The following is a 12,605-nucleotide window of genomic DNA, read 5'->3' on the forward strand; positions in this document are numbered from 1 at the left end:
GAGGAAAATGACTATGACCACTCGCGCTAACCACTTCCAGACCGTACCTGTGCTTATCAACACGCTGGTCGAAGCAAGCCAGGCATCGCACAAAAGCTCACTGGAGGGGGCAATCAAAAACCTGGTGGATATTCGCGCCTCTCAACTTAATGGCTGCGCGTTTTGTCTGGATATGCACCTGAAACAAGGCAAACTGCGCGGCGAGCGCGAACTGCGTCTTTATCATGTGGCAATCTGGCGGGAATCACTGTTGTTTAGCGCCAAAGAAAAAGCGGCACTGGCCTTAACCGAAGCCTTAACACATATCGGACCGGAAGGTGTGACGGATGAGGTTTATCGCCACGTGCGGGAACATTTTAGCGAGGTAGAGATTTCCGAACTGACGTTTGCTATCGCCACCATTAACGCCTGGAACCGGCTGCAAATTCTGGCGCAAATGACGCCGGGTTCACAGGACGCAGCCTACGGTCTGGACCGCGCCGGGTTACAGTGAGTGCTGCCTGTACTCGCGGATAAATGTAATAAACGCCTGTAACCCTACCGGGATATGGCGATGACCGGGGTAATATAAACACAGTCCTTTAAAGGGCTGTGTCCATTCATTTAGCACGCTAACCAGTCGGCCTGAACGTAAATCGTCTGCAATATACATTTCCGGCAAAAAACCGATGCCAAGCCCGGCGCGTACCGCGGCAACTGACGTAAACAGATCGGTGGTGGCAAGCCTCGGCGGCACGGCAATGGCAAACTGTTCGCCATGACGCATAAACTCCCAGCGATATATACCGCCGTGCGACATCCGCATGCAGATGCCTTGCTGTCGGGTAAGGGCTTCGGGAGTCACAGGAGTGCCATGCTCAGCAAACCACTGTGGCGTGGCGACCACCCGCATGTGAATATCCGGCGTCAGCGGCACCGCAATCATATCCTGTGGAACTGATTCCGCCAGGCGAACGCCAGCATCGTATCCCTCCGCGATAATATCGATCATCCGGGCATCGCTGGCGGTTTCCATGCGCATTTGCGGATAACGAGCCAGAAAGGCAATCACCATTTCATCGAGAAAAAGCTGCCCGATAGCCTGCGGTACATTGATGCGCAGTGTGCCGGATGGTTCATCAGGCTGGCTGTGAATTTCGTCGGCGGCTTGTTGGATCTCTTGCAATGCCGGGCCAATACGAGCAACAAAGCGCTTTCCGGCTTCGGTGAGCGCGACGCTGCGGGTCGTGCGGTTAAAGAGTCTGGCGTCAAGACGCGTTTCCAGCCCGGCGATGGCATTGCTGACTGCCGTTGCCGACATGTCCAGTTCCTGCGCCGCAGCCCGAAAACTCCCACGGCGAACAACCGCCATCACCACTTCCAGCTCAATCAAACCTGAACGATGCATAGATTATCCTGATAATCGAAACAACCCTTGCAGGATAGCGCGGATTATCGGCGCGATAAAGCTATGCCACACTGGTCCCATCAATCGAGGAGATCACTATGCAACAGCTTGAATATGTCTGGATTAACGGTGAATTTACCGTTGCTCAAGGGGAGACGTATTTTGATTTGTACAACCCTTCTTCCGCCGAAGTGACAGGACGTATTCGCCTGGCGAATACCGAGGATGCGCTGCGCGCCATTGCCGCTGCTAAAGCGGCGTTTGTCCACTGGTCGCAAACCCGCGTCGATGAACGTCTGGCTGTTTTGCAAAGAATGCGGGATGCCATGGCCGCCTGCCAGGATGAACTGTTACGGGCGATTATTCAGGAATACGGCGCGCCGGCATCACGCTCTGCCTGGATGGCAAGCTATCCGGTGGCGGTGATTGACCAGGTCATGCAAGACCTGCGAGAGTTTGCGTTTTTCACCACCGTTGGCAAAGCCCAGGTGAAAATGACGCCGCTGGGGGTTGCCGGGCTTATCACCCCGTGGAACAGCAATGCCGGTTTTATCTGCGGCAAGCTGGCCGCCGCGCTGGCCGCAGGATGTACGGCGGTGATCAAACCGAGTGAGATGAGCGGGCTACAAACTCACGTAGTAATGAAAGCGTTGCACGCTGCAGCGTTGCCGCCGGGTGTGTGTAACATCATTACCGGCTACGGAGCCGAGGTAGGCGAGGTTATCAGCCGTCATCCGGATGTCGCCAAAATTTCCTTTACTGGCTCGACACAGACCGGAAAAGCGATATTGCGAAATTCCGCCGACAGCTTTAAGCGCGTCACGCTGGAACTTGGCGGTAAATCGCCAACGATTATTCTGGATGATGCCGACCTGACGACGGCAGTACCGCTGGCCATCCAGGCCGGGTTTATGAACAGCGGCCAGGCCTGTATTGCCGGTACCCGGATTCTGGTTCCGCTCTCCCGAAAAGCGGAGTGTGAAGAGGCGCTTCGCCGGGCAGTTGCGGCGATCAAATCCGGCGACCCACTCGACCCGCAGACGGAAATTGGCCCGATGGTCAGTGAGAAACAGTGGCAGCGGGTCCAGAAATATATTCGTCTGGGGCTGGAGGAGGGCGCGCGTCTGCTCGCAGGCGGTGAAGGACGGCCGGAAAACAGCGGACAGGGGTGGTTTGTGAAGCCGACACTGTTTACCGATGTGGATAACAATATGCGCATCGCCCGTGAAGAGATTTTTGGCCCGGTACTGTCGATCATTTCCTATCGCGACGATGATGATGCCGTGGCGATCGCTAACGACACGGATTATGGGCTCAGCGCGCTGGTTCTGGGTACCGATGCCCGACGCGCACAGCGAATCGGTGAGAGAATTGCCTCTGGCCGCGTGCAAATCAACACTCTGGCACATGAAGCGGGGGCTCCGTTTGGCGGTTTTAAACACTCAGGGATCGGCCGCGAAATGGGGCGCTGGGGAATTGCAGCGTTTATGGAGCCGAAGGCGTTGATTAGCTAACGAAGACCCGTTTATAACCGGAAAACGAAAAGGATCTGCCAGAGATCCTTTTAGCCGGGATTACCAGCGACCGTAGGGGTATACAGAGTAACCAGGTCTGTGTACTAAACCTATATTCCGGACGAATTCCAGGATGATGCTAAGGGTTTTCTGGGTCTGGTGTCGGGAATATCAGAAGAGAACTGATGAGGAATGAGGGAAGGTTGAGGGTGATAAAGAGACGCCGGTTTCCCGGCGTCACCTGTTTTAGCGGGTTTCTTGCATATTCAACTGGAAGAAACGTACGGAGTTGCGCAGCTGCTCGCTCTGCTCGGACATTGAGTGGGCGGCGACAGCGGCCTGTTCCACCAGCGTGGCGTTCTGCTGGGTAACCTGATCCATCTGGTCAATGGCGACGCTAATCTCGCGAATCCCCTGATGCTGTTCGGTGGAGGCGGCGGAAATTTCCGCGACGATGTCCGTCACTTTGTTTACCGAGGTGACAATTTGCTCCATGGCGCGGCTGGCCGTATCGGCATAGCGCGACCCGTCGGTAATTTTGTGAACCGTTCCTTCAATGAGCTGCTTAATTTCTTTCGCGGCGTTGGCGCTTTTTTGCGCCAGAGTACGCACTTCACCCGCGACCACGGCAAAACCTTTACCCTGTTCACCGGCGCGGGCGGCTTCAACGGCGGCGTTGAGCGCCAGGATATTCGTCTGGAAAGCAATCCCTTCAATCACAGAAATGATATCGACGATTTTCTGCGAACTGTCGGCGATTTCATGCATCCGCTTAAGCATATCGTCCACTTCTTTACCGCCTTTGACGGCAGTTTGAGAGGTCTCGCGCGCCAGATCGCTGGCGCGACGGGCGTTATCCGCATTGCTCTTCACGTTTTCCGTAATCTGCTGCATGTTCGATGAGGTTTGCACCAGCGAGGCAGCCTGTTCCTCGGTACGCTGGGACAGATCGCTGTTACCTTGCGATATTTCTCCGGCGGCAAGAGAGATTGCCTCGCTACCGTGAATAATGCCATCAATGATATCGGCCAGTTTGCCATTCATAAACTTGATGGTGGCCAGCAGGCTTTGGGTATCGTTGTCTTTTAGTTTGACGTCAGCCTTCAGGTTACCTGACGCGATTTCTTTCATGATCTCCACAGCATAAGAGGGTTCGCCACCTAACTGGCGGGAGAGGCTGCGGGAGATGACGAGTGCGATGAATCCGGTGGCGAGCAGTGCCAGCAGTAACAACCCACAGAAGGTGTAGAGTGCTTTGTCGTAGCCGGACTGCGCAATCACGCCTGCTTCTTCTCCGCTGGCGACCTCTTTGTCCACCAGTGTGGCCAGGTCTTTCATCAACTGGGTGCGGTATTTGGACGACACCGCGCCGCTGATTTTAGATGCCTCCTCAAGCCGCCCGGCGCTGACAGCCTCAATCACTTTGGCGTTGACATCGACGAAATTCCGGAAATTATCGACAACAGTATTAAACAGCGTGCGGGTATCTTCCGGCGCGTCGGCAGAGATTTTGGCGAACTCGCGCTGTGCTTTTAAGAATGTCTCCTGATTTTGCAGGAGCTCACCACGATGTTGTTCGCGTTCGGCCGGCGTGACGGAGCCGATATACTGAATTTGCTGTAAGCGCATTTCTGATAATACGCCGCGCATCTCCAGGGTATATCGAACGCCTGGCATACGATTATCGCGGAATTTATCAATATGGGTTTTACTGACATGCAACTGATAAATCGAGACGATGCCGAGAACTAACATCATTGCGATAAGAATGGAAAAGCCGGTCAGCAATTTTGCTAAGACGGATGCCTGAGAAAATTTTTTCATAGTGGTCTTTTTTTAATGAAAGGTAATACTTTTATCGGTAATCAGAGTGAAAAGGTTGATTGTTTTTAATTGATCTTAATCACATATTTTTATTTTATTGCGGTGAGGCTTTGCGTGGTTAAAAAATGATCTTCGATCGGAATGATAAATATGTTAAAAATGTTAACAAAATGAAAAAACATGCTCATTCAGGAACTGAAATAATGTTTCAATGCAAAATAATTTAGCAGTGGAAATAACTACTGCCAGAAGCACTCAGCTATTCATTTTGCAAAACTTACCGGCAACTCATCGGCCCATTTCGTCGCTGTATTCATCATCTCACTCACTGCCGCTTCCGGTAGTCCGATGCCTTGCGCCATTTCACTGGCTTCTTCCCACAGGCGCTGCTCATAGAGCATAGCGAGACAGACGTATTGATACAGCACGCCGTTTTGGTGCTGCAAAGCCATAATGACCTCTTGCGATACCGCAATTTGCGCCATCAGATCTTCCAGAGGCATTTCGAGGATCACATCCAGTAACGAGAATAATCCAACCATAAAGGCTTCGTTAGATAACGAGCGTGAGGGGGTTTGGGCCGCAGCCAGTTCACAGAATTTGGCGCGAATCAGGCTCAGGTAATAGATTTCAGTGGTCTTAACGGTTTCGAATGACGTTAAACAGGCTACCAGTACAAAGCGACGTAGCTCATTAATCCCGAGATAAACGACAATATCTTTCAGCGATTGGTTACGTAAACCGGTAATTCCCCTTTTATTGTAAAGGATATTTTGCGCGTAACGCATAATTTTGAATGACAGCGATACATCGCGCTTGAGCAGGTCTTCAATACGATTCAAATTTGGAGATTCGACGTTCACTTCATGCATGAGTTTTAAGGCAAATGCGCGGTTGTGTAACAGTTTGTTTCTTTTGTGTACTACAGGTTTGCTGAAAAAATAACCCTGAAAGAGGTGAAACCCCATTTTTTTATAGGCTTCAAATTCGTCATAACTTTCAACTTTTTCGGCAAGAAAAACGGTGTGACGTAACATCTCGTGCTTATTGTCTATATAAGCGGCAATTTCTTCTCGTGAATTTCTCTGAATATCGAATTTAATAATATTAATATAGGGTATAAACGCATCCCATTCTGCACTGAGCGAAAAATCATCCAGTGCGATACGAAATCCGTGGGTTTGCATCCGTTTTACTGTTTCCAGCAAGCGCTGGTCGGGACTGGAGGTTTCGAGAATTTCAATGACGACACGATCTTTTGGCAGGGTTTCGGCGAGGCCATCCACCAATAACTGATGCGGAAAATTAACGTAAACGGAATTGTTCTCATTCTTACGACCAACCGGCGCACCAAAAAACTGTTCTTCAATCAGTTGTGTGGTTGCCTGTTCCGATGAAACATCAGGGAAACGGTTTACCATACTATCCCTGAAAAGCAGTTCATAACCGACAGTGTTTAATTTGTTATCGAAAATTGCCTGTCTGGCCACAAAAGAAAACATTCATTACCTCACAAATCCGCACGCCTCACATCATTCTCGATAATACAAGGTACCTTAACGCCGCAGGTAAATGAACACGTTTGCCCCGCATAATTTCTCTGATGATAATAAAAAATATAGGCTTAAATACGTGATTTAACAATTTGTGAAAGGTAAAGCATTAAGGCCCTGCATGCGGGCAGGGCCAGAAGGGTTAATGCACATCAAAACAGAGCTGCCGTTCGCAACATGCGTCACAACTGGGCGAGCGACAAATAAGTTCCCCCTCTGTCTGTAGGCAACGCTGGCGATAGAAAAACTTCTTCCAGCGCATATTTTCACTATTCATCTCTACCAGTTGCGGAAAGCAGTCGGTCATCAGTTCGCGCAATTCCTCGCGTGAACTCAGCCCGAGATCCTGCCACAGATGGTTAAATGCCAGCGATACACTGGCAATGATCTGATGCATCGGCTCCGCCGCCGGCAACATATAGCACGCCAGCCAGTCAGCCAGTTGCATACGTTCCTCTTCACGGCTGGCGATCAGTTCCGACATCAACTTACGCCGCAAAACCACATCCGACGGTGCGCAATCCAGCGGTATGTTATGCGTGCTGATCGCCAGCCAGCGGGTGTCGGAAAGCCCCATCTGCAAGGGATAACAACCTTCGCCATGCGAATAAAGATGCAGCAAGCGACGAAGCCAGTCGTGTTGCGCGAAGGCCGTCATGCCACCCCCTTGCGACGATCGTGTTGTTGCCACTGCTGACGTGCCTTTTCCCACCAGTGCGCAAGCGTCGGGACGACCGGTTGCCAGGCGTCATCGACGCAAGGCTGAATACCTTGTGCCTCCAGTTGTTGCCAGGGACCGTAGCCAATACGTGAACAAAAAACGGCTTTGACATCCGCCAGCAACGCCATGATCGCCGCCATACGCGCTTCACTTTCCTGCGGTTCGCATTCGTCGCTCCCCTGGCAGTATTTTGGGGTAAAACGCTCATTCACCAGCACCACGCCTGCCGAGGAAAGGCTGTAGATACGAAAACGATCCGCGTGACCAAAATGGCAGTCAATCACGTCTCCTCGTGTGGAGGCGACCGCCACCAGACAGGCATCCGCCTCGTCTGACTCGCCCTGAGTAGCTATGCTGGCATGTAGCCTGGCGCGTTTATGTAAGGTCGGCAGCCAGGGCGCAGGCGCGTTTTCCGTCGGGGTAAACAGAAATTGCTGGCTGCGATCTTCACCAAGCATACCTATCGCATCGGCGCGGCACTGGTGGCAGTGGGTCATTTGCGGCATGACCTCGCCACACTGCTCGCGGGTGGCGGCAAGCATTGTCGCGTCTGGCTCAGGTTGACCATTAAGACCGAAAACGGTGCCATGCTCGGGTCGGGCAATCAGCGGCATAATGTTATGAATGAACGCGCCGTATTGCCGCAATGTGCGACTGACATCTACCAGAGATTGGTCGTTGATACCGGGGATAAGCACAGAATTGATCTTCACCAGCACGCCTTTCTCCGTCAGTCTGCGCACCCCTTCGAGTTGGCGGGCCACAAGGATCTGTCCGGCTTCGCGACCACTGTACCGTTCGCCGTCAAGCCACAGCCAGGCATAGATTTTTGCGGCGATATCCGGGTCAAGGGTGTTAATGGTCACGGTGACGTGGTCAACGCCAACATCCAGCAAGCGATCAACGGCATCGGGCAGCATCAGGCCATTCGTCGACAGACACAGTTTCAAATCGGGTAATTGCTCGCGGATCAGTTCCAGCGTTCTGAAGGAGCGGCCAATATTAGCCAGCGGGTCACCGGGACCGGCAATACCCACCACCGACAGTTGAGGAATCGCCGTCGCGACCTGGCGAACTTTCGCCACCGCCTGTTCGGGGGTCAGTAGCGACGACGAGACGCCGGGGCGGGATTCATTACTGCAATCGAATTTTCGGTTGCAGTAGTTACACTGCAAATTGCAGGCAGGTGCGACCGGCAGGTGCATGCGGGCGAAACGGTGGTGGCCGCTGCGGGAGTAGCAGGGGTGTGACGCCACCTTGCCAGCGATAAAATCGGTCAACGGTTCATCAGATGTCTGGCAACGCTTGCCAGTCGTGGAAGAGCAGGAAGTCATGATCGCTCCTTAATTTGCGTAGTCATGTCTTCCTGCTGCAAAACCCGTACCGCTCACAAAAAAGTTAATTCTTTGAAAATTAAGATATTATAAAACCCGTGTTCGCCGTTGTTTGTCGTAAATGTGGCGTTTAGCTGACAATGTGCTGAATGCCACAAAGTGAACCGTCACATCCTGGGCATACTGATATCCATAATTTGTATCCGATAGGCGACCTGACGGGGCGTCATTCCCAGCAGGCGCGCCGCTTTGGCCTGCACCCATCCGGCTTTTTCCAGCGCGGCAATAAGCCGTTGACGTTCATCCAGCGATTGATCAAGCCAGCTATCCTCTTTAGGTGTGGCGGCAATCGCCAGCTTAGGCGTGTTTTCACGGTGGTTGAACAGCACCACATCACGGTCAATCAGGCCGTTTTCTGACATCACCGCCGAACGTTCCAGACAATTTTCCAGTTCACGCACATTACCGGGCCAGCTGTAGCCCATCAGCAGCCGAATGGCGCCATCACTGATCCGTAGGGTGCGCCCCTGGTTTTGCGCGATTTTGCGCACCAGAAAATGCGCCAGTTCTGCAATGTCCTCCTGACGTTCACGCAGCGGGGGCAGGGAGATGGGCATCACATTGAGGCGATAGTAAAGATCCTCGCGGAAATTGCCCATTCGCACCTCTTCTTCGAGATTGCGGTTGGTGGCGGCGATGATCCGCACGTTGACGCGCAGGGTTTCATCACCGCCAACGCGCTCCATTTCGCCCTCCTGCAAAATACGCAGCAGTTTTGCCTGAAAAGAGGCGCTGCTTTCGCCAATCTCATCCAGAAACAGCGTACCCCCGTCCGCCAGTTCAAAACGCCCTTTACGCTGGCGAACCGCGCCGGTAAAAGCCCCTTTTTCATGGCCGAACAATTCGCTCTCCAGCAGCGTATCCGGCAGTGCGGCGCAGTTAAATTTTACAAACGGTGCAGCGGCGCGGGGAGAGTTGTGATGGATAGCATTGGCGATAAGTTCTTTACCGGTGCCGCTTTCGCCACGCACCAGTACCGTGGTGTCCCAACGTGATACCTGGCGGATAATCTCCATTGTCTGCTGCATAGCCGGGCTTTTGCCCACCATATTCTCAAAGCCGAAGGGACGAGGCGATGCACAATTGCGCTGGCGCTCGGTCTGGACAATCGCAGCCCGAGGTGTCGGGGCGGTCGGCGGGGTCATCAGCCGTACTGTCTGTGCGACCAGATTGGCGACAGTTTCCAGAAAACGCGTACAGGAAGGAAGTCGCTCCTCCAGACGCGCCATCGGCTGAGCCGCGAGCACGCCAATCGGCTGCGTGCCCGGACCCATCAGCGGGACCGCGATAAACGGCAGGTTATAGTCATAGATACCCAGCCTGTCGAGAAAGCGTTGATCGTCGGCGACACGGGGCAGCACGAGAGATTGCCCCTGGGAAAGCACGGCCCCCACCAGTCCTTCGCCCGGACGATAGCGAATTTGCGAGCTGCCGGGAATCAGATGTTGGTCTGCCTCCTGCAAGGCTTCAATACTCAGGATTTCCTGTTGGTTGTCATACAGACACAGCATGCCGTGTTGCATAAACGCGTCATTATGCAGGACGCACAGCACCTCCTGCAGCGTCTGGCTTATCTCCGTTGCGCGACTCAACACCACGCTGATGCGCTGCATGGCGGTAAATTGCTGGGAAAGATCAAAACGCCAGACGGTGGTGCCCGACTCGGGTCGCTGGGTCATCGTGGGCCTCCAGTCAGTGAAAGAAATAACGGGAATCGCAGGGTCAGGCAGGTACCGCCTTCGGGACGGGTGGTCAGTTCTATTGCGCCGCGGTGATGGGCGACAAGGGTTTGAATCAGCCGGAGTTCCATCCCTTTGCCGGGGGCGTTCAGCGCATCGGGGGAGTAGGCATATCGCACATGGATGAGCGGAACATTATCGGTCAGCCAGATAGACAGCCAGCCATCCTCTTCTCGGGCGTAAAGCTGGGTGTGTAGCGCTCTGTCCGGCAGCGCTGCGGCAAGGGCCAGCGTGCGGTCCAGCCACAAACTGAGACAGGCAAGGATCTGCGTGCGTTGACCAAACCCCGTCAGATGCGGAGAGGCCATTTCCACGTGCAGATTTTCGCCATTATTAAAACGGGTATGGTAAAGCGCGCGCAGGTCGTCAAACAGCGGTTGCAGGGGCCACAGCCCGCACTCTTCCAGATCGAGAGAAGGGCGGCAACGTTGCAGGCGGGCCAGCGCCTCTTCGCCTTCGCGCCACGCCGCATCCAGCGCCACGTTATGGTTATCTTCGCCGTTGAGTCTGCGCGCCGCCGCCAGCATATTGATAGGGCAGTTTAGCTGGACCAGTGCGGCATCCAGCGATTCGCGGATCGCCGCCAGCAGTTTCCCGGTGGTCATCTCCTGTTTAAGTCGATCGAGGCGGCCCTGCTCGGCCTGTTGCTGTTGCTGGGTGCAATCGGTAATCACCACCAATGTGCGGGGAAGCGCGGTATCAATAAAGTAACGACTGGCTTCTTCGCTCACACCCGGCAATGGCCAGCAGGTGACAGAGAGCCAGCGCACGGCGCCGCGCAGTACTACAGGCAGTATTTGCCCGGCATAGAGATCGCTTTTGCGCCGGGAGAAATCAAGCTCGGTGAGCAGTTCCTTGCCGCCGCAGTCGGCACAAAAGGTTTTATAGGCGAGGTTATCCAGTACCACCTGATCCTGCTCGTTAACAACCACCACGGCGGCAGGAATGTTGTTCAGCACCGCTTCGCTCATGGTGGTGTGATTGCGCAATCGCTGTTCGAGGGCATAGCTGGCGCTGATATCACGCTGCATGGCGAGATAGTGTTCCAGTTCGCCGTGTTTGTTGATGACCGGAGTTATATCAACCTCTGCGAGATAGAGGCTGCCATCGCGACGGCGATTGATGAGCTGGCCGCGCCAGGGCATGTGTTGTAGCAGCGTTTGCCACAGTTCCTGATAAATGCTGCGCGGTGTCTGTTGGCTTGCCAGTATGCGATGGTTCTGGTTGAGCAATTCCGCCAGGCTGTAACCAGTCTGGCGACAAAAGGCCGGATTGGCATACAGAATTCTCGCGTCCGGGTCGGTCAATGAAATCGCGATCGGCGCCTGTTCAACCATCGTAGAAAACAGTCCGGGATGTTGAAGGGATAGGTTACCCGCAAGCTCCTGCGGCGCGCTGGTCTCCAGCATCATATTAAAGGTCATCACACACTCCTGGTTTCAGGCCCGGCTGTGTCGCATTTACAACATTTTGTGTTGTGAAACGGCCGACATCCGCTGCCCTGATTGGGTGTGATTAACCATGCAAAGAGTACACCTTTAAAGCAGGTAACACGCCGAAACATTGATCCTGGTTCGTATTTTCGCCCTGTTTTGGTCTCTGGAGGCATTCAGGACCGTCCTGGATGCCGGGGCGAAGGCGTGTGTTGCACAAAAAAGAGTCATCTTTTCGCCCATTTCAGTGCAGCGAAAGCCGCTTAAAAACCTGGCACAGCCTTCGCAACAGGAGGAGGGATACCCGCCGTTTGCAGGCGGCCTTATTCTTTCTCAACAGGAGCGCGACATGGCTAACATTGGTATTTTTTTTGGCAGCGATACGGGAAAAACCCGCAAAATCGCCAAACTGATCCAGCAAAAACTGGGGGATGTGGCGGATGCGCCGGTCAATATTAATCGCACGTCGCTGGAGACGTTTTTGTCGTACCCGGTGCTGGTACTCGGTACACCGACCCTGGGGGATGGACAGTTGCCGGGTCTTGCCGCCGGATGTGAAAGTGAATCCTGGGGTGAGTTTATCGACCAACTGGCAGACGCCAACCTGAGCGGTAAAATCGTCGCCTTATATGGGCTTGGCGATCAGCAGGGATATCCGGATAACTTTGCCAGTGCGCTGCGCCCTCTCTATGACGCGGTGGTGGGTTGCGGCGCGCAGGTTGTCGGTGAGTGGCCTGGCGACGGGTATGATTTCTCCTTTTCCGCCGCGCTGGAGGGGGATAAGTTCGTCGGACTGGTGCTGGATCAGGATAATCAGTTTGATTTGACGGATGAGCGGGTGGAGTCGTGGCTGGAGCAGATTAAGCCGCAGATTTTGTAGTTTTTCCCGGATGCGGCGCGTGACGCGCCTTATCCGGGCTACAGCTTCGGTGCCCGATCGTAGAGGGGGAGAGGAGTCCCCACAAAAATGCGAGCACGATCGGTTCCCTCTCCCTGAGGGAGAGGGCCAGGGTGAGGGGGAAAATGCGGCTCTGGTGGTC

10 protein-coding genes are annotated in these 12,605 nt (G+C 53.8%); 3 read left to right on the forward strand and 7 right to left on the reverse strand.

All coding sequences use genetic code 11. The features are described 5' to 3' along the window. Positions 1-13: 13 nt before the first annotated feature. Positions 14-493, forward strand: a complete 480-nt coding sequence (locus L2097_RS06145; protein WP_250352362.1) for a carboxymuconolactone decarboxylase family protein — start codon at positions 14-16, stop codon at positions 491-493. On the opposite strand, the gene L2097_RS06150 is transcribed toward L2097_RS06145, so the two are convergent. Continuing rightward, positions 485-1,387, reverse strand: a complete 903-nt coding sequence (locus L2097_RS06150; protein WP_250352363.1) for a LysR family transcriptional regulator — start codon at positions 1,385-1,387, stop codon at positions 485-487. The two genes, L2097_RS06145 and L2097_RS06150, sit on opposite strands and share 9 nt — an antisense overlap. 98 nt (positions 1,388-1,485) lie before the next feature. Here L2097_RS06150 and L2097_RS06155 point away from each other — a divergent pair, with 98 nt between their 5' ends. Further along, the gene (locus L2097_RS06155) at positions 1,486-2,901 is read left to right on the forward strand and encodes an aldehyde dehydrogenase family protein (protein ID WP_250352364.1); all 1,416 of its coding nucleotides are present in this window, start codon (positions 1,486-1,488) and stop codon (positions 2,899-2,901) included. A gap of 246 nt (positions 2,902-3,147) precedes the next feature. On the opposite strand, the gene L2097_RS06160 is transcribed toward L2097_RS06155, so the two are convergent. From L2097_RS06160 to nifL, 6 genes are all read right to left on the reverse strand, one after another. After that, a complete protein-coding gene (locus tag L2097_RS06160) occupies positions 3,148-4,725 on the reverse strand; it encodes a methyl-accepting chemotaxis protein (protein ID WP_250352365.1) in 1,578 nt (525 codons plus the stop codon). A 263-nt stretch (positions 4,726-4,988) separates the two neighbouring features. Beyond that, the gene (locus L2097_RS06165) at positions 4,989-6,227 is read right to left on the reverse strand and encodes an EAL and HDOD domain-containing protein (RefSeq protein ID WP_047370256.1); all 1,239 of its coding nucleotides are present in this window, start codon (positions 6,225-6,227) and stop codon (positions 4,989-4,991) included. Positions 6,228-6,420: 193 nt separating this feature from the next. After that, complete coding sequence (locus tag L2097_RS06170; RefSeq protein ID WP_250352366.1) at positions 6,421-6,936, reverse strand: nitrogen fixation protein NifQ; 516 nt, start codon at positions 6,934-6,936, stop codon at positions 6,421-6,423. Further along, positions 6,933-8,333 carry a nitrogenase cofactor biosynthesis protein NifB gene (gene nifB, locus L2097_RS06175; RefSeq protein WP_250352367.1) on the reverse strand — a complete coding sequence of 467 codons (1,401 nt, stop codon included), beginning with the start codon at positions 8,331-8,333 and terminating at the stop codon, positions 6,933-6,935. The genes L2097_RS06170 and nifB overlap by 4 nt, the downstream gene beginning before the upstream one ends. A 167-nt stretch (positions 8,334-8,500) precedes the next feature. Beyond that, the gene (nifA, locus tag L2097_RS06180; RefSeq protein ID WP_047370259.1) at positions 8,501-10,072 is read right to left on the reverse strand and encodes a nif-specific transcriptional activator NifA; all 1,572 of its coding nucleotides are present in this window, start codon (positions 10,070-10,072) and stop codon (positions 8,501-8,503) included. Continuing rightward, complete coding sequence (gene nifL / locus L2097_RS06185) at positions 10,069-11,556, reverse strand: nitrogen fixation negative regulator NifL (RefSeq protein WP_047370260.1); 1,488 nt, start codon at positions 11,554-11,556, stop codon at positions 10,069-10,071. The genes nifA and nifL overlap by 4 nt, the downstream gene beginning before the upstream one ends. Positions 11,557-11,914: 358 nt before the next feature. Here nifL and L2097_RS06190 point away from each other — a divergent pair, with 358 nt between their 5' ends. Continuing rightward, a complete protein-coding gene (locus L2097_RS06190; protein WP_047373270.1) occupies positions 11,915-12,445 on the forward strand; it encodes a flavodoxin in 531 nt (176 codons plus the stop codon). Positions 12,446-12,605 lie beyond the last annotated feature (160 nt).

Source organism: Citrobacter sp. MNAZ 1397 (genome assembly GCF_023613995.1).
GTDB classification, from domain to species: domain Bacteria; phylum Pseudomonadota; class Gammaproteobacteria; order Enterobacterales; family Enterobacteriaceae; genus Phytobacter; species Phytobacter ursingii.